Genomic DNA, 23,827 nt, shown 5'->3' on the forward strand with positions numbered 1-23,827 from the left:
CTCCTCCTCCGCCCCTGTGACCTGCACTAATGTTCTTCTGGTCACTTTAGCGGCGCCGATTCCATTGACTTTCCGTGAACTCCGCGTGCATGGTCACTGCCGACACCCGTCGTCGACGCCGCAAGGGAGCCGTGTCACCGTGCCCATATCCCGCAGAGCACTCGCCGCCGCCGCTGTCACCGCCCTCGTCCTGCCGCTGAGCGCGTGCGGTTCGGGCGGCGACGGCGGCGGCTCGACGGACGCCTCCGGCAAGGTCGAGGGCGACATCACCTTCCAGACCTGGAACCTGCGCGCCAACTTCAAGGACTACTTCGAGGGCCTGATCGCCGACTTCGAGAAGAAGTACCCGGGCACCCATGTGAAGTGGGTGGACCAGCCCGCCGAGGGCTACGCCGACAAGATCAGCGCGGACGCGGCCGGCGGCACCCTGCCCGACGTCGTCAACGTCTCCCCGGATCTGGTCGCCCCGCTCGCCAAGGCGGGCCTCGCCCTCGACCTGGACAAGGCCGCCGCCAAGTACAAGGCGGAGTACCTGCCCGGTGCCTGGGCCGGCCACCAGATCCCGGGCATGAGCGGCACGTACGCCTTCCCCTGGTACCTGAACACCGGCCCGCTGTTCTACAACAAGACCCTGTTCGAGAAGGCCGGGCTCGACCCGAACAAGCCGCCGAAGACCTACGACGAGCTCTTCACCGACGCCCTGCGGATGGCGGACAAGTCCGGGGGCAAGGTCGCCACCCTCGCCAACATCCCCACCATCGAGGACTTCGGCCGCTACGGCGTCCCTCTGATGAACAAGGAAGGCACCGCCTTCACCTTCAACGACCCCAAGGGCGTCGAACTCCTCACCAAGTACAAGCAGTTGTACGACGCCAAGGCCCTCGACCCGCAGGCGCTGACCGCCACCCCCGAGTCGTCCGGCAAGAAGTTCCTCACCGGCGCCGTCGCCATGAACCCCGGCAGCGCCCTGGACCTGGACAACTTCAAGAAGCAGGCACCGAACCTGTACAAGAACATCGGCATCACCGACCAGATCACCAGCACCGGCCACGTCAACATGTACGTGATGGGCGTGATGGTCAACTCCAGGACCAAGCACACGCCCGCCGCGGTCGCCTTCGCGCACTACGTCACCGACGCCGAGCACCAGATGTCGTTCGCCAAGAAGGTCGCCATCTTTCCGAGCACCGCCGGGTCCCTCGACGACCCGTACTTCACCAAGGAGGACGGCACCGACGAGACCCGGGTGCGCATCGCCGCCGCCAAGTCGCTGAAGAGCGCGGTCAACTACACGCCCGTTCTGTTCAGCGACCAGATGAAGACCGCGCTGCGCAACGAGGTCGCCAAGGCGCTCCAGGGCAAGCAGAGCCCCAAGGCGGCTCTTGACAACGCTGTCAAAGCCTGTGACCAGCTTCTGAAGCAGCAGGGGTAACGCACCATGGCCACCTCGACCGTCTCCCGGACGCGCCCGTCGCGTCCGGCCCGGCACCCCGGGCGTCCGGCGAACCGGGTGCGGCGCCAGCTTCCCACCAGCCCCTGGCTGTTCGCGGCCCCCGGACTGCTGGTCACCGGCGCCTTCATCCTCTACCCGTTCGCCTCCACGGTGATCAACGCCTTCACCGACCGCCGCACCCTGATCCCGGGCCGGTTCGTCGGCCTCGCCAACTTCCGTGAGCTGCTGCACGACGACATGTTCTGGACCGGGCTGCGCAACAGCGCGCTCTACGTCCTCGGCGTCGTCCCGGCGCTGGTGATCCTGCCGCTGCTGCTCGCCCTGCTGGTGCAGAAGAACGTCCCCGGCATCACCTTCTTCCGGTCCGCCTTCTACACCCCGGTCGTCGCCTCGATCGTCGTGGTCGGCCTGATCTGGGTGTGGCTGCTGGACGAGCGGGGCCTGGTGAACTCGCTGCTGGAGACGGTCGGGGTGGGCAAGGTCGGCTTCCTCAGCGACCAGTGGCTGCTCCTGCTGAGCGCCATGGCCGTCACGGTCTGGAGGGGCCTCGGCTACTACATGATCATCTACCTGGCGGCGCTCGCCAACGTGCCGCGCGAGCTGCACGAGGCCGCCGCCGTGGACGGAGCGGGCGCGGTGCGCCGCTTCTTCACCGTCACCGTCCCGGCCGTCCGCTCCACCATGGTCCTGGTCGCCGCGCTCGCCTCGGTCTCCGCCTTCAAGGTGTTCTCCGAGGTGTACCTGATGGCCGGGCCGAGCGGAGGCCCGGCCGGTGAGGACACCACCCTGGTGATGCTCGTGCAGCGCACCGGCACCGGCCTGACCGGCCGGGTCGGCTACGCCTCCGCCATCTCGCTGGTCGTCTTCGTCGTCACCGTCGTCCTGATGCTGCTCGTGCTGCGCGCCGACCGGAGGGAGGACTCGTGAGCCTCGTCCAGAAGACCCCGGCCACCAGGACACCGGCCCCTGCCCGGCGGCCCCGCTTCACCGACGGCAACGGCCGCCGCATCCGGGCGTGGGAACTGGTCCTGCGCTACGTGCTGCTGCTCGCCGTTCTCGCCCTGACCGTCGGCCCGTTCCTGTGGCAGCTGTCCACCTCGCTCAAGGGGCCGACCGAGGACATCTTCAGCTCCCCGCCGAAGTTCCTGCCCAGCCACCCCACCCTGCACAACTACGAGCGGGTGTCCCGGACCATCCCGGTCTGGGACTACGCCCTGAACTCGCTGAAGGTCGCCGCGGCCAACGTCGTCACCAACTGCGTCGGCTCCGCCCTCGCCGGCTACGCCCTGGCCCGGCTGCGCTACCGGGGCCGCCGCGCGACCACCGTCGTCTTCGTGCTCGCGATGCTCGTTCCCGCGGAGAGCATCATCATCGCCCAGTTCACCACCATGCGCGACCTCGGTCTGAACAACACGCTCGTCGGCGTGGTCCTGCCCGGCGCCGTCGCCGCCATGAACGTCCTGCTGATGCGCAACGCCTTCCTCAACCTTCCCTACGAGATCGAGGAGGCCGCCTACGTCGACGGCGCCAACGTCTGGCAGCGGTTCCTGCGCATCGCCCTGCCGTCGGTCAAGGGCACCCTCGCCGTCGTGGCGATCTTCGCCTTCATGGGCGCCTGGGACGACTTCCTGTGGCCGCTGATCGTGCTCAGCGACCCCGCCAAGTTCACCCTGACCATCGGCCTCAACTACCTGCACGGCACCTTCGCCAACGACGAACGCCTCGTCGCCGCCGGCACGATCATCGCCGTGGCCCCGCTGATCGCGCTCTTCGCCTGCCTCCAGCGCTACTTCTTCCGCGGCGTCGGCGAGGGCGCCGTCAAGGGCTGACCACCGAGAACCACCCGGCCGTCAGCAGGGCCGGCCCCCGTACCCCACCCCGCAAGGACCCCGCATGCCTTCTGCCGTGCGCTTCGGCGTCAACTACACCCCGAGCCAGGGGTGGTTCCACCACTGGCTCGACTTCGACCTCGACGCCGTCCGCGCCGACCTGGACTCCATCGCCGCGCTCGGCCTGGACCACATCCGGGTCTTCCCGCTGTGGCCCTACTTCCAGCCCGACCGTGCCCTGATCCGCCCCCGCGCCGTGGCACAGCTCGTCCAGCTCGTCGACGCCGCCGCCGAACGCGGGCTCGACGTCAACGTGGACGGTCTGCAAGGACACCTGTCCAGCTTCGACTTCCTGCCGGCCTGGACCCGCACCTGGCACCGCCGCAACCTGTTCACCGACCCCGAGGTGCTCGACGGCCAGGCCGCCTACCTGCACACCCTGGCCGCCGCCCTCGCCGACCGCCCGAACTTCCTCGGCATGACGCTCGGCAACGAGGTCAACCAGTTCTCCGCCGGGCCCCACCCCGACCCCGACCGGGCCACCGCCGACCAGATCGACGCCTGGCTGGAGCGCATGCTCGCCGCCTGCGAGAAGGGCGCCCCCGGCAAGCTGCACCTGCACGCCGAGTACGACGCCACCTGGTACCAGGACGACATGCCCTTCACCCCGGCCCAGGCCGCCCGGCACGGCGCCCTCACGGCCGTCCACTCCTGGGTGTTCAACGGCACCGCCCAGCGCCACGGCCGCACCTCCGTCCCCACCGAGCACCACGCCGCCTACCTGATCGAGCTCAGCAAGGCCTGGGCCGACGACCCGCACCGCCCGGTCTGGCTCCAGGAGGTCGGCGCCCCCGCGCCCCTGATCCCCGCCGAGCATGCCGCCGCGTTCACCGAGGCCACCGTCGCGGGCGCCCTGGACTGTCCCGACCTGTGGGGCATCACCTGGTGGTGCTCCCACGACGTCTCCCGCGAGCTGGCCGACTTCCCCGCACTCGAGTACACCCTCGGCCTGCTCACCAACGACCGCGAACCCAAGGACATCGCCCGCAGCCTCGCCCGTGCGGCCCGCGACCACACGTACGCCCCGGCCCCGCGCACCACCGCCCTCGCCGTCCCCGCCGACCCGGCCGCCCGCTCCCGCTGCTCGCCCGGCGGCGACGTCTTCGAGGCCTTCTTCCGGCTGACCGCCGACGGCGCCCGCCCCACCACCGTCCTGGACACCCGGGCATCCGACCCGGACCACCTCGCCGCCCGCGGCATCACCGAAGTCGTCACGTCCGACCAGGTACTCCCGACCCCGCAAGGAGGCACCCGCACGTGAACCCCGAGCCCACCAGACGCACCGTCCTGATCGCGGGCGCCGTGGCCGCGTTCCTGCCCGCGCCGCTCGCGCGGGCCGCCGAGGCCGCCCCGAAGGCGACGGCCGCGCTCCAGCCGTACGCCTCCTACTGGTACCCCGACTCCCTGCCCTCCGGCAGCCCCGGTCCCGGCATCACCTGGCGCAGCCTGAAGGACTGGCGCGCCGCCACCGACCCCGACCTCGCCTTCAACGCCTCCTCCGTCCCGCTCGCCCGCCGCTTCACCCCGGCACCCGCCAACACCACCGCGCGCGCCGGACAGGCCCGCATCCAGTCCCTGGTCTCCTTCGGCCCCACCTCCTCCAACCCGTCCCAGGGCTCGGCCACCGCCGACACCTACGCCCTGACGCACTGGGCGTACATCGACGAGCTGGTGTTCTGGGGCGGCTCGTCCGGTGAGGGCCTGATCCTGGCCCCGAACGCCCCCGTCGTGGACGCGGCCCACCGCCATGGCGTCCCCGTCCTCGGCAACGTCTTCCTGCCGCCCGCCGCCTACGGCGGACAGCTCCAGTGGACCCGTGACCTCGTGCAGAGGGACGCCTCCGGCCACTACCCGCTCGCGGCGCGACTGGTCGCGGTGGCGGCGGCCCACGGCTTCGACGGCTGGTTCGTCAACGCCGAGACCGGCGGCGGCGACAGCGCGCTCGGCGCGGACATGCTGGGCTTCGTACGCGAGCTCCGGCAGCTGTCCGCGGCCAGGGGACAGCGGGTGACCTGGTACGACGCGATGACCGTGGACGGCTCGGTGAGCTGGCAGGGCGCGCTCGACAGCCGTAACGAGGAGTTCTTCCGGGCCGCCGACGACATGTTCGTCGACTTCCGCTGGAGCGCCGGATCGCTCGCCTCCTCGGCGGACGAGGCCGCACGACTGGGCCGCGACCGCTACGAGTTGTGGGCGGGCGTCGACGTGGAGTCGAACGGGTCGAACACGTCCGTGGACTGGGACGCGATCGTGCCCGCCGACCGGCCGCACGTCACCTCGATCGGCCTCTACCGCCCCGAGTGGACCCGCAACCACCTGCCCGCCGGGCACACCCCGGAGGACTTCCACGCCGCCGACGACCGGTTCTGGACCGGCCGTTCCCTCGATCCGTCCCGGCCCGACCCGGCCGACGGCTGGCGGGCGCCCGCCGTGTCCGTGGCGGACCGGTCGACGGTCGCCTCACTGCCGTTCGCGAGCACGTTCAACACCGGGCACGGACTGCGCTGGTACGAGGACGGCGAGGTCGCCTCCGGCACCCCGTGGAACCATCTCGGCCTCCAGGACCGGCTGCCGTCCCGGCGCTGGGCGGTGCGCACCGACGGGCAGCGGCCCGTCGTCCGCTTCGACTTCGCGGACGCATGGCGCGGCGGCAGCAGCGTGCTGGTGGAGGGCGCGCTCGACCGGCCCGCCGTGCTCGACCTGTACGCGACCCGGCTGCCGATCGGCCCGGACACGGTCGTGGAGCTGACCCACCGCGCGGACGCGGGAGCGGTGGGGATCGAGCTGGCCGTGGCGACCGCCGAGCCGGACGACGCGGGGGCGGCACCGCCGTACACGTACCTCCCCCTGCCGGCCGGCACCCGCGACGGCTGGCGGACCGCGACGGTCCGGCTCGCCGGCCTGTCCGGGACCGTGCACGCGATCGGTGTCCGGCTGACCGCGACCGGTGACGGAGGCCCGGTGCGCTGGCGGCTCGGCGGCCTCGCCGTCCACGGCCGCACCGTCACCGGTGCCCCGGCCGCCCCCTCCGGGCCGCGGATCACCGCCGCCTCCGGCGGTGACCTGCGCCTGGCCTGGAACCATCCGGCGCCCGGCACGGTACGCCACTACACCGTGCACCGCGTGCTGCCCGACGGCACCCGCCGCTTCCTCGGCGGCACCTGCCAGCGGGCGTACTTCGCCGGGGGCCTGACACCCGCCGCGGGCGAGCACGCCGTACGGTTCGAAGTGCGCGCGGTGGGGGAGCTGTACACCTCGTCGGCCCCCGCGGCCGTCTCCCACCCCTGGTGACCATCCGCCGAACAGTCCACCGATCCACCCGCTGACGTACGACCTACGGAGCACCCCTCATGCATGACGACCGCAGCCTGGTCGAAACCCGCCTCAAGCGCGTCCTCGACGAGCGCGTCCGCCCCGCCGTGTACCCCGAGTCCGTCCCCCTCCAGGTCGCGGTGTGGCACGCGCCCGGCGAGCCCGTGCCGGTGGCCGAGGGACTGGCCGCCGAGCCGGAGCCGATCGAGGTGGGCGCCCGCTGGGGTGCTCCGTGGGGCACCAGCTGGTTCCGGGTGACCGGGACCGTGCCGCAGGAGTGGGCCGGGCGGACCGTCGAGGCCCTCCTCGACCTCGGCTTCGACGAGAACATGCCCGGCTTCCAGTGCGAGGGCCTGGTCTACCGGCCCGACGGCACCCCGGTGAAGGGCCTCAACCCGCGCAACCAGTGGGTCCGGATCGGCGCGCCCGTCGCGGGCGGCGAGGAGGTGCGGCTGCACATCGAGGCCGCCTCCAATCCGGTCATCCTCGACTACCACCCCTTCCTGCCGACGCGGCTCGGCGACAAGGAGACCGCGGGCGGCGAACCCCAGTACACGCTGACCCGCATGGACCTCGCGGTCTTCGACGAGACCGTGTGGCAGCTGGTCGCCGACCTGGAGGTGCTGGGTGAGCTGATGACCGAGCTGCCGGTGGACTCCCAGCGCCGGTACGAGATCCTGCGTGCCGTGGACCGCGCGCTCGACGCGATCGACCTCCAGAACGTGAACGGCACGGCCGAGGTGGCCCGCGCGCGGCTGACCGGTGTGCTGTCCGCGCCCGCCGTGCCCTCCGCGCACCGCATCAGCGCGGTCGGGCACGCGCACATCGACTCGGCGTGGCTGTGGCCGCTGCGCGAGACGGTGCGCAAGGTCGCCCGTACGACGTCCAACATGACCGCCCTGCTGGAGGACGAGCCGGAGTTCGTCTTCGCCATGTCCCAGGCGCAGCAGTGGGCGTGGATCAAGGAGCACCGGCCCGAGGTGTGGGCACGGGTGAAGAAGGCGGTCGCGGACGGGCGGTTCGTGCCGGCCGGCGGGATGTGGGTCGAGTCCGACACCAACATGCCCGGCTCGGAGGCGATGGCCCGGCAGTTCGTGCACGGCAAGCGGTTCTTCCTCGACGAGTTCGGCATCGAGAACGACGAGGCGTGGCTGCCCGACACCTTCGGGTTCGCCGCCGGACTGCCGCAGATCATCCGAGCGGCCGGCTCCACGCGGCTGCTGACGCAGAAGATCTCCTGGTCGCAGACCAACAAGTTCCCGCACCACACCTTCCAGTGGGAGGGCATCGACGGCACCCGGATCTTCACGCACTTCCCGCCCGTCGATACCTACAACTGCTCCATGAAGGGCAGCGAGATCGCCCACGCGGCCCGCAACTTCAAGGACAAGGGCGTCGCCCGGCACTCCCTCGCCCCCACCGGCTGGGGCGACGGGGGCGGCGGCACCACCCGCGAGATGGTCGCCAAGGCGGCCCGGCTGCGCGACCTGGAGGGCTCGGCGCAGGTCGTGTGGGAGACCCCGAGCGCCTTCTTCGACAAGGCCGAGGCCGAGTACCCCGAACCGCCCGTGTGGGTGGGCGAGCTCTACCTGGAGCTGCACCGCGCCACCCTGACCAGCCAGGCGAAGACCAAGCAGGGCAACCGGCGCAGCGAGCACCTGCTCCGGGAGGCGGAGCTGTGGGCGGCGACGGCGGCGGTGCGGACCGGATTCCCCTACCCGTACGAGGACCTGGACCGGATCTGGAAGACGGTGCTGCTCCACCAGTTCCACGACATCCTGCCCGGCTCGTCCATCGCCTGGGTGCACCGCGAGGCCCGCGCCACGTACGAGCGGATCGCCGGCGAGCTGACCGGGATCATCGAGGCCGCCCAGCGCGCGCTGGCGGGCGAAGGCGCCACGCCGCTCGTCTTCAACGCGGCCCCGCACACCCGCGCGGGCGTCCCGGCCGGCGGCGCCGCCACCCCCGCCACCGGGGGCGGGACGCGCCTCGCGCCCCGCGCGGGCGGCGGGCACGTCCTGGACAACGGCCTGCTGCGGATCGAGATCGACGACCGCGGCCTGGTCGTCTCGGCGTACGACGTGGAGGCCGGCCGGGAGACGATCGCCCCGGGCCGGGCCGCGAACCTCCTCCAGCTGCACCCGGACTTCCCGAACATGTGGGACGCCTGGGACGTGGACGAGTTCTACCGCAACACGGTCACCGATCTGACGGACGCGGACTCGGTCACGGCCGGCGAGGACGGCGCCTCGGTGCGGATCGTACGGTCCTTCGGCGCCTCCCGGGTCACCCAGGTGCTGTCGCTGGCGGCGGGGGAGCGGCGGCTGGTGGTGGACACCGAGGTGGACTGGCACGAGACGGAGAAGTTCCTCAAGCTCGCCTTCCCGCTGGACGTGCACGCCGAACGGTACGCCTCGGAGACCCAGTTCGGGCACTTCCACCGGCCCACCCACACCAACACCTCCTGGGAAGCCGCCAAGTTCGAGGCCTGCAACCACCGGTTCGTCCACCTGGAGGAGCCGGGCTGGGGCGTGGCGATCGTCAACGACTCGACGTACGGCCACGACGTCACCCGTACCGTCCGCACCGACGGCGACCGGGGCACCACGACCACGGTCCGGGTGTCGCTGCTGCGTGCCCCGCGCTTCCCCGACCCCGAGACGGACCAGGGCGTCCACCGCTTCCGGCACGCCCTGGTGCCGGGCGCGGACATCGGTGACGCGGTGCGCGAGGGCTGGCGCCTCAATGTGCCCGAGCGGCGGCTGACCGGCGCCGGGGAGGTCGCCCCGCTGGTGACGGTGGACGACGACGCGGTGGTCGTGACGGCGGTGAAGCTGGCCGACGACGGCAGCGGCGACGTGGTGGTCCGCTTCCACGAGGCCCACGGCGGGCGGGCCCGGGCCACGCTGACGGCGGGGTTCGAGGTCGAGGACGTCACGGTGACGGACCTTCTGGAGCGGCCCCTGGCCGACTCCACGGCACCGGGGCGGGACGGTGGCCGGATCGCGGTCCGGCTGCGGCCCTTCGAGCTGGTGACGCTGCGGCTGCGCCGCGCCTGAGCCGGCCGGACAGGCTCCCGGGGAGGGCGGCACGGCCCTCGGCCGCCGTGCCGCCCTGCCCGGCCCTTGCGCGCACGGCCCCGGCCGCGATGATGGGGCGATGCGACGAAGAAGGGTCCCCGATCAGTCCTGGTCCACCGAGCCGGATCCCCTGCTCGCCCTGACGCGCCGGGAGTTGGAGTTCTACGCACGCTCCTGCGACCGCGCCCGCAGACTGCACCATGTGACGGAGCTGGGCGCGCTCGGCACCACCTCGGTGACGGTCGTCGCCGCCGGGCTGCACGCGCCCGCCTGGCTGACCGCGCTGATCGCGGGCGGAGCCGTCTTCTTCACCGGCATGCGGCAGCTGTACAGCCCCGGTTCACGCTGGGTGCTGGCGGCGCAGGCACGGGAGACGCTGCGCCGGGCCCTGGACCGCTACCTCCTGCTGCCGGAGGCCGAACGCGACGCGGCGGCCCGGCAGGCCTTGCAGAGCGTCCTCGAGGAGGTCGGCGCCAACGAGCTGCGGGAGTGGTCGCAGACGCGGGGACAGCGACCGGAACCGTCCTTGCCGGCTCCCGGCGGCTGAGCGCGGCGGCGCGGCCCTCTCCGGGCCGCCGCTACCGCCCCACCTGAGCGCGCAGCCACTCCTCCACCCCGCCCACGTGCGCGGCCGCCGCCGCCCGGGCCGCCTCCGGGTCACGGGCGGTCAACGCCCGGAAGACGGCGGCGTGTTCGCGGCGGGTGCGGGCGACGGCGCCTTCCTCCTGGTACCCGCGCCGGACCCGGGCGCGGAAGGTGCGCGAGGACAGGCCCTCCAGGATGGCGGCCATGGTCTCGTTGCCCGCGGCCGCCGCGATCTCCCGGTGGAAGGCGAGGTCGTGGGCGAGGATCTCCTCGGGGTCGTCGGTGGCCTCCATCGCCGCCAGGTGTTTCCCGACCGCGGCCAGCCGGTCCGGGGTGATCCGCGCCGCCGCCAGCGCGGTCGCGGTCGACTCCAGGATCCGCCGCACCTCCAGCAGCTCCACCAGACGCGGGCCGCGGGTCAGACCGGCCACGACGCCGAAGGTCTCCAGCAGATCGCCGGCCTCCAGCCGGGTGACGTAGATGCCGGAGCCGTGCCGGGCCTCCAGCACGCCCAGCACCGTGAGGGCGCGGATCGCCTCGCGCATCGAGCTGCGGGAGATGCCCAGTTGGGCGGCGAGGTCACGCTCGGTCGGCAGCCGCTGCCCCGGCTCCAGCAGACCGTCGGCGATCATCTCCTTGATCCGCTCGATGGCGCGCTGCGTCACGGTGCCCTTGCGCGGAACGGTCGCGGGGGCGCAGGCCGCCGCCGTCTCCCGCACCGGGCCGGTCGAGGTCTCGTCCACGCCGCTCCTCCTGTCGCCGTGCGCCGCAGTCTAGCCACCCGTGTGGTCCGACCACTGTGACGGGAAACCGAGAAGCCTTGCCGCCAGGGGGTGTTGTAGGCGCCGAGTGGTCTGATAACCATGCGGGCAACCGTCCGACCGAAAGGCCATCCGTGCCCCCGACACCCGAGCGCATCACCGCGGTCGACACCCACGACATCCGCTTCCCCACCTCACGCGAACTCGACGGCTCCGACGCGATGAACCCGGACCCCGACTACTCGGCGGCCTACGTCGTGCTGCGCACCGACGCCCCGGACGGCCTAGAGGGACACGGCTTCGCCTTCACCATCGGGCGCGGCAACGACGTCCAGGTCGCCGCGATCCACGCGCTGCGCCACCACGTGGTGGGACGGCCCGTGCAGGAGGTGTGCGCCGACCCCGGCTCGCTCTTCCGGGACCTGGTCGGCGACAGCCAACTGCGCTGGCTGGGTCCCGAGAAGGGCGTGATGCACATGGCGATCGGCGCGGTCGTCAACGCGGTGTGGGACCTCGCCGCCCGGCGCGCCGGAAAACCCCTGTGGCGGCTGCTCGCCGAGGCCGACCCGGCGTGGCTGGTGGACCAGATGGACTTCCGCTACCTCACCGACGCCCTCACCCCCGAGGAGGCGCTGGACCTGCTGCGCCGCGGCCGCCGGGGCGCGCGGCAGCGCACGGCCCGGCTGCTGGAGCACGGCTACCCCGCCTACACGACCTCCCCCGGCTGGCTCGGCTACGACGACGACAAGCTGACCCGGCTCGCCGTCCGGGCCGTCGCCGACGGCTTCCGGCAGATCAAGCTCAAGGTCGGCGCGGACCTCGACGACGACATACGGCGCTGCCGCGTGGCACGGGCGGCCATCGGCCCCGGGATCCGCATGGCCGTCGACGCCAACCAGCGCTGGGACACGGCCGAGGCGATCCGCTGGACCACGGCGCTGGCCGCGTTCGACCCGTACTGGATCGAGGAGCCCACCAGCCCCGACGACGTCCTCGCCCACGCGGCCATCCGTGCGGCCGTGGCCCCCGTGAAGGTCGCCACCGGGGAGCACGTGCACAACCGCGTCGTCTTCAAGCAGATGCTCCAGGCCGGCGCGCTCGACGTCCTCCAGATCGACGCGGCCCGCGTCGGCGGGGTCAACGAGAACCTCGCGATCCTGCTGCTCGCCGCCAAGTACGGCGTCCCGGTGTGCCCGCACGCCGGCGGCGTCGGCCTGTGCGAACTGGTGCAGCACCTGTCGATGTTCGACTACGTGGCCGTCTCCGGCACCACCGAGGACCGCGTCATCGAGTACGTCGACCACCTCCACGAGCACTTCCTCGCACCGGTGGTGATCCGCGGCGGCCACTACACGGCGCCCACCACCCCGGGCTTCTCCGCCGCCATGCGGCCGGAGTCCATAGCCCGCTACACCTACCCCGGCGGCACCTTCTGGGCCGCCGAGACCGACCCGCTCCAGCCGCGGAAGGGACAGACCGCATGAGCGACTTCACCGGACTCAGGGCACTGGTGACGGGCGGCGCCTCCGGCATCGGCCGGGCCACCGCCACGCTCCTCGCCGAGCGGGGAGCGCGCGTCGCCGTCCTCGACCTGGACCCGTCATTTGTGGACGAGCCGCTGCTCGCCTTCCGCGCCGACGTGACGGACGACGCCTCGGTGCGCGAGGCCGTCGCGGCGGCCGGCACCGAGCTCGGCGGGCTCGACGTCCTGGTCAACAACGCGGGCATCGGCGCCCAGGGCACCGTAGAGGACAACGACGACGAGGAGTGGCACCGCGTCTTCGACGTCAACGTCCTCGGCATGGTCCGCACGGCCCGCGCCGCCCTCCCGTACCTGCGCGACTCGCGGCACGCGGCGATCGTCAACACCTGCTCGATCGCCGCCACGGCCGGCCTGCCCCAGCGGGCGCTGTACAGCGCCACCAAGGGCGCCGTGTACTCCCTCACCCTCGCCATGGCCGCCGACCACCTCCGCGAGGGCATCCGCGTCAACTGCGTCAACCCCGGCACCGTGGACACCCCGTGGGTCGGCCGTCTGCTGGAGGCCGCCCCCGACCCGGCCGCCGAACGCGCGGCCCTCCAGGCCCGCCAGCCCACCGGCCGCCTGGTGACGGCCGCCGAGGTCGCGGGCGCCATCGCCCATCTCGCGAGCCCGCTGTCGGCCGCCACCACCGGCACCGCACTCGCCGTCGACGGAGGCATGCAGGGCCTGCGGCCGCGCCCGGCGGACCGGTGACCCGCCTCGGCAGCGGCGGCGTCGAGATCGGCCCGCTGGGCTTCGGCGCCGCCGCGATCGGCAACCTGTACCGCGAGGTCGGCGAGGAGCAGGCGTACGAGACCGTCGACGCGGCCTGGCGCCACGGCATCCGCTACTTCGACACGGCCCCGCACTACGGTCTCGGCCTGTCCGAGCGCCGCCTCGGCGCGGCCCTGCGCGCCCGCCCCCGGTCGGCGTACACGCTCTCCACGAAGGTCGGCCGTCTGCTGGAGCCCACGGACCGCGGCGGCGACGACCTCGCCCACGGCTTCGCCGTGCCCGCCGCCCACCGCCGCGTGTGGGACTTCAGCGCGGACGGCGTCCGCCGCGGCCTGGAGCAGAGCCTGGCACGGCTCGGCCTGGACCGCGTGGACGTCGTCTACCTCCACGACCCCGACGACCATGCCGAGCAGGCCTTCCGGGAGGGCTATCCGGCGCTGGAGGAGCTGCGCTCGCAGGGGGTGGTCGGCGCGATCGGGGCGGGCATGAACCCGTCGCGGATGCTGACCCGCTTCGTGACGGACACCGACGTGGACGTGGTGCTGTGCGCCAGCCGCTACACGCTCCTCGACCAGAGCGCGCTGGCCGACCTGCTGCCCGCCGCCGTCGAGCGAGGGGTGCCGGTGGTGATCGGCGGCGCCTTCAACTCGGGCCTCCTGGCGGACCCCAGGCCGGACGCCACCTACGACTACGCGCGGGCGCCCGCCGAACCGCTCGGCCGCGCACTGCGCATGAAGGCGCTCGCCGACCGCCACGGCGTCACCGTGCGCGCCGCGGCCCTGGCCTTCTGCTCCGCCCACCCGGCGGTGGCGAGCGTCCTGAGCGGTGCGCGCTCGGCCGCCGAAGTACGCGACTGCGCCGAGCAGTTCGCGACCCCCGTCCCCGCCGCCTTCTGGCGGGAGCTGCGGGAGACGGGGCTGCTGCCGGCCGAAGCACCCGTCCCCACCGAGGAGGGGCCCCGATGAGACTCTCGCCGAGAGCCGAGACGAGAAGCGGGACGAGAGCCGAGACCACAGCCGCGCCGAGAGCCGCGACCCGAGCAGCCGCCGGCCGGCCCGTCGTACGGGAGTCGCCGTGACCGTCGACGCCCATCATCACCTGTGGGACCTGTCCGCACGCGACCAGGACTGGATCACCGGCCCCGAACTGAGCCCGCTGCGCCGCGACTTCACGATCACGGACCTCGTGCCACAGGCGCGGGCGGCCGGAGTCGACCGCACGGTCCTCGTCCAGACGGTCACCGTGCCCGAGGAGACCCCGGAGTTCCTGGCCCTGGCCGAGGAGCACGAGCTGATCGCCGGAGTGGTCGGCTGGGTGGACCTCACCCGCCCCGACATCGCCGAGGAACTCGCCCGCCTGAGCGACCTCCCCGGCGGTCGCCGGCTCAAGGGCATACGTCACCAGGTCCAGGCCGAACCCGACCCTCAGTGGCTGCTGCGCGCGGACGTGCGCCGGGGCCTGGCCGCCGTCGCGGCCGCGGGCCTGGTGTACGACCTGGTCGTCCTGGATCACCAGCTCCCGGCCTGTGCCAGGGCCGCGGCCGACCACCCGGGCCTCACCTTCGTCCTCGACCACCTGGGCAAGCCCCCGATCGCCTCGGGCCGGCTGGAGCCCTGGGCGACGGCCGTCCGTGCGCTGGCCGCCCTGCCCAACACCGTCGGCAAGCTCTCCGGCCTGGTCACCGAGGCCGACCTCACGACGTGGACCCCCGGCGACCTGCGCCCCTACGCGGAGGTGGCCCTCGAAGCCTTCGGCCCGCGCCGCCTGATGTACGGCTCCGACTGGCCGGTCTGCACCCTCGCGGCCGGCTACTCCGACGTCCTCGCCACCGCCCAGGGTCTGACCGCCGCCCTGAGCGAGCCCGAACGCGCGGAGGTCTTCGAGGGAACGGCCACCCGCGTCTACGGGCTGTGAGCCGGTGACCCGGCCGGCCCGGCCCCGGCCCCGGTCACGGCCGCTCGGACGCCTCCGCCAGCCGCACCGGCGGCAGAAACTCCCGTACGTAGGTCCGGTCCCAGCAGGCGCCCGTCTCGCGCAGCTCCCGCCACGACGTGTAGCGGTAGCGGAACAGGCGGGCGCGGACGTACAGCGGGGGCCGGTCGGGCGGGAAGGGGGAGCGGCGCAGCAGCCGGAGGGTGTCGCGGTCGTTCTCCAGGAGCCGCTCCACCAGGGCGCCGAACCAGGCACCGGCGTACGCCGGGGACAGCGCCACGAACCACATCAGCCAGTCCAGCCGCAGGTGGTACGGCGCGAACTGGCGCGGCCAGTGCCGCGGGTCCCCCGGCTTGCCCCGGAACTCGTACTCCCGCCACTCCGCGTCCTCGGGCGGCCCGTCGTCCAGCGTGCCCTCGACCACCACCTCGTAGCGGACACGGCTGACGCTGCCGAACGCGCCGTAGGTGTTGACCAGGTGCAGCGGGTCGAAGGAGCGGTTCATGACCTGGCGGCGGGAGATCATGTTCACCACGGGGCGGTAGCTCAGGACCACGACGAGCGCGGCGACGGCCAGCACCACCACCTCGTACCACAGTGGGGCCCCGGCCACGGACGCCGGAGCGCGCCCCGGCCACTGGACGGCCGAGAGGGCCAGCACGATCGTGATCCAGTTCAGCCAGGCGAAGTTGCCCGAGAGGACCAGCCACAGCTGGGTCACGATCATCAGCGACGCCCCGGCGGTGGCGATCGGCTGCGGGGTGAACAGCAGGAAGGGCACCAGCAGTTGCGTGACGTGGTTGGCGGCCACCTCGGCCCGGTGCAGGGGCGCCGGCAGATGGTGGAAGAACCAGCTCAGCGGGCCCGGCATCGGCTGCGTCTCATGGTGGTAGTCCAGGCAGGTCAGCTTCCGCCAGCACTCGTCGCCCCGCAGCTTGATCAGCCCGGCGCCGAACTCCACACGGAAGAGGATCCAGCGCAGCAGGAACAGCACCACGACCGGCGGGGCCACCTCGTCGTTGCCCAGGAACACCGTGAGGAACCCGGTCTCCAGCAGCAGCGACTCCCACCCGAATCCGTACCAGGTCTGCCCGACGTTGACGATCGACAGATACAGCGCCCACGGCACCAGCCACAGCAGCATGCCGCCCCACAGCGGAAGCCATGAGTCCAGCCCCGCGAGCAGGGCGGCCGACACCGCGCACCCGGCCCACGCGACCGCCGCGAACAGAGCGTCGCAGTAGCGCCAGTGGAACAGGCTCGGCGCCCGCCGGAACGGCACCCGCTCGACGAACCGGGGGATCGGCAGCATGCCGCGCTCGCCGAGCAGCGCCCGGAACTGGAGGGCGGCCGTCAGGAACGCCACGAGATACACGGCGGCCAGGGCCCGCTGGAAGACCAGCCGGCTCAGCCAGTAGTCGGGTGCGATGAACCATCCCACGGCCGTGCACGCTCCTCTCCTCCATGGTGCCGCCCTCAGCCCCCGGCTCCGGGGCTCCGGCTAGCTCTCTCCCAGCTCGAAGAATCGGTCAAACCCTGGCAAGGTGGCCCCATGGCTGATCGGGGAGCGCGCACCCTGTCACCGCCGGACGACTGGCCCGTCCACCCGGACCCGATCCTGGCTCTCCACCGCATGGGTACCTTCGACTGGGACCTGGACACGGGTCTGTGCAGCCTGGACGCCATGGCCTACCGGATCTTCGACATCACCCCCGAGGAGTACGACGGCCACCCCGAGACCCTGGCCTCCCGCGTGCCCGGCGGCGAGGGACAGCGGCTGGACGCCCTGGTGGCCCGTGCGATGAAGGACGGCAGCGAGCACTACGGCACCTACGTCCGCCTGCGCCTGCGCGACGGCTCCCTGCGCTGGGCCCACACCCAGGGCTGCATCCGCCGCGACGAGAACGGCCGCCCCCGCCGGATCATCGGGATCGTCCGGGACGCGACCGACGAACTCGACGACAGCGCCGGCCGCGCCCAGCGCCAGGCCCTGGACGCCGCCCGGCGCGAGCAGACCAACGTCGTCCAGGCCACCACCGCCGCCCTCGCCCACGCGCGCACCGTCCAGGACGTCATCGACGTCGTCAAGGACAGCCACGGCCTGGCCCTCCTCGGCTCCACCAGCCTGGTCCTGGGCCTGGTCGAGGCCGGCCGGATCCGGCTCGTCGCCGAAGGACCGGAGGGCACCTCCGTACCCGGCACCCGGGTCACCCGGATCGACGAGCCCTACCCGATGAGCGAGGCGGTGCGCACCCTCAGACCCCGCTTCATCGAGTCCGCGGAGGAGTTCGCCGCCTGCTATCCCGTCCTGTGGCCGCACATCACCGGCCTGGACATCACCTCGGCCGCCTATCTGCCGCTGATCGCCCAGGCCCGCCCCATCGGCGGCATGGGCCTGCTCTACAGCGGCCGCCACGGCTTCTCCCAGGACGAGCGCAACGTCCTGGTCGCCCTCGGCAGCAGCATCGCGCAGAGCCTGCAACGGGCGATGCTCTACGAACAGGAGAAGGACCTCGCCCAGAGCCTTCAGCAGGCCATGCTGCCGCGCACCATCCCCAGCGTGCCCGGCGCGGACGTCGCCGTCCGCTACCGCTCCGGTTACGCGGGCGGCTCCCTCGGCCGGGACATCGGCGGCGACTGGTACGACCTGATCCCGCTGCCCGGAGGCCGGGTCGGCGCCGTCATCGGCGATGTGCAGGGCCACGACACGCACGCCGCCGCCGTCATGGGCCAGCTGCGCATCGTGCTGCGCGCCTACGCCGCCGAGGGCCACACCCCGGCCACCGTGATGGCCCGCGCCTCCACCTTCCTGCACGAGCTCGACACCGACCGCTTCGCGACCTGCCTGTACGCGGAGGCCGACCTGTCCACCGGCGTCGTCCAGGTGGTGCGCGCCGGGCACATCGACCCGCTGGTGCGGCTGGGGGACGGCAGCTGCGACCGGGTCGCCGTCGACGGCGGCCTGCCGCTCGGCCTGTCGGCGGAGTTCGGCAGCCTGGAGTACCCGGTCTGCGCCATGGAGCTCGACCCCGGGCACACCCTGGTGCTGTGCACCGACGGCCTCGTCGAAGTGCCCGGCGCCGATCTCGACGACGGCATGCGGGCTCTGGCGGCGTCCGTCGCCGCGGGGCCCGAGGACGTACGGGACCTCGCCGACCAGCTGATCGAGACGGCCGAGAAGCGCGGCGGCGACGACGACGTGGCGCTGCTGGTGCTGCGCCGCCGCGCGCTGACCGAGCGGCAGCCCATGGGCCGGCTCCAGCAGCACGTGGCGCCCGGCGACCCGGAGGCCCTGACGCGGGCCCGGCACATGATCCGCGCCACGGTCCGCTCCTGGGGCGCCCGGGAACGCTCCGACGAGATCGAACTGGTGGCCGACGAACTGATCACCAACGCCCTGCTGCACACCGAGGGCGCGGCCATCGTCACCCTGCGGGTGCTCAGCGGCAGCGACCGGCGGCTGCGGGTGGAGGTCGAGGACTCCTCCAGCGCCCTGCCGCGCCGCCGGGAGCCGGGGGAGCAGGGCGTCTCGGGCCGCGGTCTGCTGCTCGTCGACCGGCTCACCGACGTGTGGGGCGTGGAGGCGCGGGGCGGCGGCAAGTGCCTGTGGTGCGAGTTCGTGGTGCCGGAGAGCGCCTGAACCCGCGGGTGTGGCGCGTGGCGCCGCCGGTGCCGGGTGGCACTCTGGAGGCATGCCGGAACTGCCCGAGGTGGAAGCGCTCAAGGACTTCCTGACCGAGAACCTGGTCGGTCACGAGATCGTCCGCGTGCTGCCCGTCGCGATCAGCGTCCTGAAGACCTACGACCCTCCCGTCGGCGCCCTGGAGGGCCGCGAGGTCACCGCCGTCGCCCGGCACGGCAAGTTCCTGGACCTGGTGACCGGCGGCGGCCCGCACCTGGTCACCCATCTGGCCCGCGGCGGCTGGCTCCAGTGGAAGGACCGGCTGCCCGACGGCCCGCCGCGGCCCGGCAAGGGTCCACTGGCCCTGCGGGTCGCGCTGGAGAGCGGCGCGGGCTTCGACCTCACCGAGGCCGGCACGCAGAAGCGGCTCGCGGTGTACGTCGTACGGGATCCGCGGGAGGTTCCGGGCGTGGCCCGGCTCGGCCCCGACCCGCTGGCCGGCGACTTCGACGAGGAGCGCTTCGCCGGGCTGCTGGCGGGGGAGCGGCGGCGGATCAAGGGCGCGCTGCGCGACCAGAGCCTGATCGCGGGCGTCGGCAACGCCTACAGCGACGAGATCCTGCACGCGGCGAGGATGTCCCCGTACAAGCTGGCCGCCTCCCTCACGCCGGAGGAGACCGGACGGCTGTACGAGGCGCTGCGCACCACCCTGACCGAGGCGGTCGAGCGCTCCCGGGGCCTGGCGGCCGGCCGGCTGAAGGCGGAGAAGAAGAGCGGTCTGCGCGTGCACGGACGTACCGGGGAGCCCTGTCCGGTGTGCGGGGACATCATCCGCGAGGTCTCCTTCAGCGACTCCTCGTTGCAGTACTGCCCGACCTGCCAGACGGGCGGCAAGCCGCTGGCGGACCGCCGGCTGTCGCGGCTGCTCAAATAGGTCAGAGGCCGGGTGGCTCCGGGTCAGGCCGGGTCGAGGGTCACCAGGTGCCGCCCGTCCGCCGTGCGCACCTCGAAGCGGGCGATCTGGCCGGGATGCAGCGCCGCGCCGCCCATCACGGTGTCCGGCCGGTCCTCGTGGGCGGGGACCATCCAGGTGGTCACCGTCTGCTCGGAGCCGTCCCGGCCCACGGCGACCAGCAGACAGGAGTGCGGTCCCGCCGCGTCCTCGACCCGCAACCGCACCTCGCTGCCCCAGTCCGCGTCCGCCGCCCTGACCTCGGCCCACACCCCCGTCGTCGCGTCGGTGGCGGCGACCCGCACCGGCCCGTCCCCCTGCCGGGCGACGACCGCGGCCGCCGGCCCGCCGACGGCGAGCACCACGGAGGCGGCCAGGCCGTACAGCAGGCGCCGGCGCCCCGCCCGGTGCCGTCGCGCCACCTCGCCGACCAGCCGCTCCAGCAGCCGGGGACCGGGCTGGGCCATGGGATGCACGAAGCGCGGCGTGGCCCGCCGGTACAGCAGCAACTGCCGCGCCGTGGGGCCGAACTCGGTCACCTGCGCGGAACAGCGGGGGCACTCCATGAGGTGGTCCTCGAAGCGGAAGGCCTCCGCCTCGTCCAGCACGCCGAGCGCGTACGCGCCGACGTCGCGATGCCTTTCCAGGGACCTCATGCCGAATCCTCGCGGTGGGTGCGGGTGGGGTTACTCGTTGCTCCCACCCGTACGCACCGCACTGCCGAATCACTCAAGGCGCGCACCGAATCGTAATCAAGGGATTCGGAGCGGCCGGGCCCGCGGATTGGTCCGATCCCGGCCCTGGCCGGAAAACGTGCCCGGATCGCGTCCCCGACCGGAAAAGTCCCAAGCTAGAAAAGATGGATGGCGAGGTGCCCCAGGGGCAGTCCGAGCCGCCAGGCCGGCGTCCACACCTTCGGCCCCTCGTCCTCGCTCACCGCGCCCGCCCCGCCCGGCACCGCGTCCAGGTCGGGCGCGAGCAGTTCGGTCTCCTCCAGCCACCGCCAGGCGGCCTCGGCCAGCGCCAGGTCCGGGGAGCGGACGCCACAGGCGTGCGCGTCGGCCGCGAGGTCGGCCATCCGCTCGCGGACCCAGTCCTCCCACGGCTGGTCGTAGGCGGTCAGGGACAGCCACGTCTCCAGCTGTGAGACCACCCGGATGCCGCAGAGCTCGCCGCCGGTGTCGGACAGGAAGACGGTCAGCGCCAGCGCGTCCCGCCCGGCGCGGAACTCCACGGACGCCGGCGGCATCAGATCGCCGGTGCGCAGCAGTTCGTCGGCGATGTACTCGGCGTACAACCAGGCCATGGGGACGACCAGTTCACCGCCGTCGCCGTCCGTGCTCTCTTGACCTCTGTGCAGCATCCCTTCCTGCCTTCCTCCGGTGCGTGCGCTTCGCCCGACCCCGGCTCCTGGGACAGGCCCATCCGGAACACGGATGAGGACAGCCGATTACTCAACAGTGGTCCACAGCAAGGCGCTTTACGGAGGTTTGACCCAGCGGTCGGTTTCACCGCAGGTCGGCCGCGTATCCCGGGAGCACCCTGCGCAGGGCGCGCAGCGCGTAGTACGCACGGGACTTCACGGTACCGGGCGGAATGCCCAGGGCTTCGGCGGCTTCCGCCACACTCGCCCCCTGGAAGTACACCAGCACCAGGACTTCACGGTGCTGTGGAGTGAGTGTCTTCACAGCCTCCCGTACGTCGAGCGTCGCGGCGGCCCGCTCGGCGTGGTCGGCGATCACCCGCGTGTTCTCCAGGACCGCGTCGCCGACCTCCGGCGGCCTGGCCTGCCGGGCCCGGCGCGCGTCGATGGCGAGCCGGCGCGCGACCGTCAGCAGCCAGGGCCGTACGGAGGTGAAGGCGTCGGCGCGCAGCGCCTCGGGATGCTGCCAGGCGCGCACCAGCGTCTCCTGGAGCAGGTCCTCGGCGCGCTGCCGGTCGCCGTCGCACAGCCGCAACAGCAGGGCGAACAGCGGCCGGCCGTGCTCGCGCTGGAGCGCGGCGAGCTCGTGCTCGGCGGTCGTGGTCACGCGGGGGAGGGCGGTTCCGGCCGTCATGGCCGTATCGCAGCGCAGGGGCCCGCGCCGGGACAGGGCGCGCGCAGGGCTGTGCGACGGACGGTCGATCGCGTCGACGAACGGTTCGACGAACGGTCCGTCACGGCCCGCGCGCCCCCCGGACGGGCTAACGGCAGGTGCCCGGGCCGTTTGCGGCGGCCCCGGACTTCATACCCATTTATCTGTCTTGTCCGTCTGTTGTCTTGTCTGTCTTGTCCGTCCATAGGACTGGTACGGCGCACGAACGCAGTGGGGTGAACCGATGATCGCACGCAGGCACCTGGTGGGCCTGATCCTGACGGCCGTCCTCGCCGTGGCCGCCGCCTGCCAGGCCGACCGCCGGGACCAGGGGGATTCCGCCTCCTCGCGGGGTCAGTCCACGGCCCTCTGGCGCCCGGCCAGCACCGACCGCTTGTACGAGTAACCGAAGTAGATCACGCAGCCGATCAGGAACCACACGGCGAACCGCACCCACGTCTGCCACTGGAGGAACGTGATCAGCCAGATCGAGAAGACCACGCCCAGCGCCGGCACGAACGGCATCCACGGGGTGCGGAAGCTGCGCGGCAGATCCGGCTGCCGGTAGCGCAGCACGATCACCGCCGTGCACACCACCACGAACGCCAGCAGGATGCCGATGTTGGTCAGTTCGGCCGCCTCGCCGATCGGCAGGAACCCGGCGATGACCGCCGACGCCACCCCGACGATCCACGTGACCCGGGTCGGCACGTGCCGCGTGGGGTGCGTCTTCGCGAACCACCGGGGCAGCAGCCCGTCGCGGGACATCGAGAACCACACCCGGGTCACGCCCAGCATGAACGTGAACATCACGGTGAGGATGCCGATGATCGCGCCCACCGCGATCACGTCCGCCAGACGGCTCAGCCCCACCGACTTGAACGCGGTCGAGAAGCCGCTCTCCTTGTCGATGTCCTTGTAGTTCTGCATGCCGGTCAGCACCAGGCAGGCCAGCACGTACAGCACCATCGCGACGGCCAGCGAGTAGATGATCGCCTTCGGCATGTGCCGCTGCGCGTCCTTGGACTCCTCGGCCGCCGTCGACATGGCGTCGTAGCCGAAGACCGCGAAGAAGACGGTCGCCGCGCCGGTGAACGCCCCGCCGACCCCGTAGGGGAAGAACGGGTGGTAGTTGGCGGTGTCCACGTGGAAGACGCCCACGATGATCACCACCAGCACCACGAGCACCTTCAGCACCACGACGGCCGTCTCGAAGCGGGCCGCGTTGCGGATGCCCAGGGTCAGCAGCCAGGCGATGAGCAGACACAGGACGGCGGCGAACAGATCGACCTTGTGCCCGGACCCGGTGCCGGGCGCGCCCAGCATCCACGCGGGCAGCTTCGCGCCCATGTCCTCGATCAGGAAGCTGAAGTACCCCGAGATGCCGATGGCGACCACCGCCACGATCGCCGTGTACTCCAGCAGCAGGTCCCAGCCGATGAACCAGCCGGCGAACTCGCCGAGCACCGCGTAGCCGTAGGTGTAGGCGGAGCCCGCCTTCGGGATCATCCCCGCGAACTCGGCGTACGACAGCGCGGCGGCGGCGCTGGCCACACCGGCGACGAGGAAGGACACCAGCACCGCGGGGCCGGCCGTGCCGTTGGCCACGGTGCCGGCGAGCGTGAAGATGCCCGCGCCGATGATGCCGCCCACACCGATCGCGGTCAGCTGCCACAACCCGAGCGACCGTTCGAGTCTCGGTCCCTCGCCGGCTTCCGTCTCCTCGATGTGTTCGATGGGTTTACGCCGGAGAATGCCTTCACCCATCCGGAGCCTGGCCATGGGCCTCACCTCTTCGCAGACGGCAATCGGCTGACGGCGGATCATGATGGCTCAGCCCGGCCGAGTACGGAAGACACCACGCATGGCCCGGACGGCCCCGGCCGCGCCGCCACGACGGGCGCGAGAG

Annotated in this window: 19 protein-coding genes; 13 read left to right on the forward strand and 6 right to left on the reverse strand. The window is 72.5% G+C overall.

Annotated elements, in window-relative coordinates:
* The first annotated feature begins 139 nt into the window (after positions 1-139).
* From ABZ484_RS01105 to ABZ484_RS01135, 7 genes are all read left to right on the forward strand, one after another.
* The gene (locus ABZ484_RS01105) at positions 140-1,432 is read left to right on the forward strand and encodes a sugar ABC transporter substrate-binding protein (RefSeq protein WP_358863782.1); all 1,293 of its coding nucleotides are present in this window, start codon (positions 140-142) and stop codon (positions 1,430-1,432) included.
* Positions 1,433-1,438: 6 nt separating this feature from the next.
* The gene (locus ABZ484_RS01110; protein WP_358863783.1) at positions 1,439-2,380 is read left to right on the forward strand and encodes a sugar ABC transporter permease; all 942 of its coding nucleotides are present in this window, start codon (positions 1,439-1,441) and stop codon (positions 2,378-2,380) included.
* On the forward strand, positions 2,377-3,282 hold the full coding sequence (locus tag ABZ484_RS01115; protein WP_358863784.1) for a carbohydrate ABC transporter permease: 906 nt from the start codon (positions 2,377-2,379) through the stop codon (positions 3,280-3,282). The genes ABZ484_RS01110 and ABZ484_RS01115 overlap by 4 nt, the downstream gene beginning before the upstream one ends.
* Before the next feature lie 64 nt (positions 3,283-3,346).
* Positions 3,347-4,603 (forward strand): glycosyl hydrolase, encoded by a 1,257-nt coding sequence (locus ABZ484_RS01120; protein WP_358863785.1) that lies wholly within the window; start codon positions 3,347-3,349, stop codon positions 4,601-4,603.
* Positions 4,600-6,633 (forward strand): endo-beta-N-acetylglucosaminidase, encoded by a 2,034-nt coding sequence (locus ABZ484_RS01125; protein WP_358863786.1) that lies wholly within the window; start codon positions 4,600-4,602, stop codon positions 6,631-6,633. The genes ABZ484_RS01120 and ABZ484_RS01125 overlap by 4 nt, the downstream gene beginning before the upstream one ends.
* Positions 6,634-6,692: 59 nt before the next feature.
* On the forward strand, positions 6,693-9,713 hold the full coding sequence (locus tag ABZ484_RS01130; RefSeq protein WP_358863787.1) for a glycoside hydrolase family 38 C-terminal domain-containing protein: 3,021 nt from the start codon (positions 6,693-6,695) through the stop codon (positions 9,711-9,713).
* A 100-nt stretch (positions 9,714-9,813) separates the two neighbouring features.
* Positions 9,814-10,281: a DUF4231 domain-containing protein gene (locus ABZ484_RS01135; protein ID WP_358863788.1), complete on the forward strand. Its 468-nt coding sequence runs from the start codon at positions 9,814-9,816 to the stop codon at positions 10,279-10,281.
* Between the two features lie 31 nt (positions 10,282-10,312).
* Here the strand turns inward: ABZ484_RS01135 and ABZ484_RS01140 are convergent, their stop codons facing one another.
* Positions 10,313-11,038, reverse strand: a complete 726-nt coding sequence (locus ABZ484_RS01140; RefSeq protein ID WP_358863951.1) for a FadR/GntR family transcriptional regulator — start codon at positions 11,036-11,038, stop codon at positions 10,313-10,315.
* Positions 11,039-11,214: 176 nt separating this feature from the next.
* Here ABZ484_RS01140 and ABZ484_RS01145 point away from each other — a divergent pair, with 176 nt between their 5' ends.
* The 4 genes from ABZ484_RS01145 (at position 11,215) to ABZ484_RS01160 (ending at position 15,251) form a co-directional block, all read left to right on the forward strand.
* Positions 11,215-12,564, forward strand: coding sequence for an enolase C-terminal domain-like protein (locus ABZ484_RS01145; protein WP_358863789.1), 1,350 nt, complete (start codon positions 11,215-11,217; stop codon positions 12,562-12,564).
* Positions 12,561-13,316 carry an SDR family oxidoreductase gene (locus ABZ484_RS01150; RefSeq protein ID WP_358863790.1) on the forward strand — a complete coding sequence of 252 codons (756 nt, stop codon included), beginning with the start codon at positions 12,561-12,563 and terminating at the stop codon, positions 13,314-13,316. The genes ABZ484_RS01145 and ABZ484_RS01150 overlap by 4 nt, the downstream gene beginning before the upstream one ends.
* Positions 13,313-14,302, forward strand: coding sequence for an aldo/keto reductase (locus ABZ484_RS01155; RefSeq protein WP_358863791.1), 990 nt, complete (start codon positions 13,313-13,315; stop codon positions 14,300-14,302). Before ABZ484_RS01150 ends, ABZ484_RS01155 begins: the two co-directional genes overlap by 4 nt.
* Before the next feature lie 109 nt (positions 14,303-14,411).
* Positions 14,412-15,251 (forward strand): amidohydrolase family protein, encoded by an 840-nt coding sequence (locus tag ABZ484_RS01160; RefSeq protein ID WP_358863792.1) that lies wholly within the window; start codon positions 14,412-14,414, stop codon positions 15,249-15,251.
* A 34-nt stretch (positions 15,252-15,285) separates the two neighbouring features.
* Here ABZ484_RS01160 and ABZ484_RS01165 read toward each other — a convergent pair whose 3' ends face one another.
* The gene (locus ABZ484_RS01165) at positions 15,286-16,710 is read right to left on the reverse strand and encodes a lipase maturation factor family protein (protein WP_358863793.1); all 1,425 of its coding nucleotides are present in this window, start codon (positions 16,708-16,710) and stop codon (positions 15,286-15,288) included.
* A 111-nt stretch (positions 16,711-16,821) separates the two neighbouring features.
* On the opposite strand from ABZ484_RS01165, the gene ABZ484_RS01170 reads away from it, so the two are divergent.
* Together ABZ484_RS01170 and ABZ484_RS01175 are read left to right on the forward strand one after the other, a co-directional pair.
* A complete protein-coding gene (locus tag ABZ484_RS01170; protein WP_358863794.1) occupies positions 16,822-18,909 on the forward strand; it encodes a SpoIIE family protein phosphatase in 2,088 nt (695 codons plus the stop codon).
* Positions 18,910-18,961: 52 nt separating this feature from the next.
* Positions 18,962-19,825: a DNA-formamidopyrimidine glycosylase family protein gene (locus ABZ484_RS01175; RefSeq protein WP_358863795.1), complete on the forward strand. Its 864-nt coding sequence runs from the start codon at positions 18,962-18,964 to the stop codon at positions 19,823-19,825.
* A gap of 23 nt (positions 19,826-19,848) precedes the next feature.
* Here the strand turns inward: ABZ484_RS01175 and ABZ484_RS01180 are convergent, their stop codons facing one another.
* The 4 genes from ABZ484_RS01180 to ABZ484_RS01195 all read right to left on the reverse strand — a co-directional run bounded on the left by ABZ484_RS01180 (position 19,849) and on the right by ABZ484_RS01195 (position 23,700).
* Entirely contained in the window at positions 19,849-20,499 is a 651-nt protein-coding gene (locus ABZ484_RS01180; RefSeq protein ID WP_358863796.1) for a zf-HC2 domain-containing protein, read from the reverse strand.
* A gap of 194 nt (positions 20,500-20,693) precedes the next feature.
* Positions 20,694-21,206, reverse strand: a complete 513-nt coding sequence (locus tag ABZ484_RS01185) for a hypothetical protein (RefSeq protein ID WP_358863797.1) — start codon at positions 21,204-21,206, stop codon at positions 20,694-20,696.
* 145 nt (positions 21,207-21,351) lie between these two features.
* Positions 21,352-21,900, reverse strand: coding sequence for a sigma-70 family RNA polymerase sigma factor (locus tag ABZ484_RS01190; RefSeq protein ID WP_358863798.1), 549 nt, complete (start codon positions 21,898-21,900; stop codon positions 21,352-21,354).
* Positions 21,901-22,272: 372 nt separating this feature from the next.
* Positions 22,273-23,700 carry an amino acid permease gene (locus ABZ484_RS01195; RefSeq protein ID WP_358863799.1) on the reverse strand — a complete coding sequence of 476 codons (1,428 nt, stop codon included), beginning with the start codon at positions 23,698-23,700 and terminating at the stop codon, positions 22,273-22,275.
* Positions 23,701-23,827 lie beyond the last annotated feature (127 nt).

Source organism: Streptomyces sp. NPDC006393 (assembly GCF_040628575.1).
In the GTDB taxonomy this organism is placed as follows: Bacteria; Actinomycetota; Actinomycetes; order Streptomycetales; family Streptomycetaceae; genus Streptomyces.

Bases quoted from the DNA above. Each gene is read 5' to 3' on its own strand.
- ABZ484_RS01130 (WP_358863787.1), top strand. From the start codon at position 6,693: ATGCATGACGACCGCAGCCTGGTCGAAACCCGCCTCAAGCGCGTCCTC.
- ABZ484_RS01120 (WP_358863785.1), top strand. From the start codon at position 3,347: ATGCCTTCTGCCGTGCGCTTCGGCGTCAACTACACCCCGAGCCAGGGG.
- ABZ484_RS01175 (WP_358863795.1), top strand. From the start codon at position 18,962: ATGCCGGAACTGCCCGAGGTGGAAGCGCTCAAGGACTTCCTGACCGAG.
- ABZ484_RS01190 (WP_358863798.1), bottom strand. From the start codon at position 21,900: ATGACGGCCGGAACCGCCCTCCCCCGCGTGACCACGACCGCCGAGCAC.
- ABZ484_RS01195 (WP_358863799.1), bottom strand. From the start codon at position 23,700: ATGGCCAGGCTCCGGATGGGTGAAGGCATTCTCCGGCGTAAACCCATC.
- ABZ484_RS01180 (WP_358863796.1), bottom strand. From the start codon at position 20,499: ATGAGGTCCCTGGAAAGGCATCGCGACGTCGGCGCGTACGCGCTCGGC.
- ABZ484_RS01110 (WP_358863783.1), top strand. From the start codon at position 1,439: ATGGCCACCTCGACCGTCTCCCGGACGCGCCCGTCGCGTCCGGCCCGG.
- ABZ484_RS01150 (WP_358863790.1), top strand. From the start codon at position 12,561: ATGAGCGACTTCACCGGACTCAGGGCACTGGTGACGGGCGGCGCCTCC.
- ABZ484_RS01135 (WP_358863788.1), top strand. From the start codon at position 9,814: ATGCGACGAAGAAGGGTCCCCGATCAGTCCTGGTCCACCGAGCCGGAT.
- ABZ484_RS01170 (WP_358863794.1), top strand. From the start codon at position 16,822: ATGGCTGATCGGGGAGCGCGCACCCTGTCACCGCCGGACGACTGGCCC.
- ABZ484_RS01185 (WP_358863797.1), bottom strand. From the start codon at position 21,206: ATGCTGCACAGAGGTCAAGAGAGCACGGACGGCGACGGCGGTGAACTG.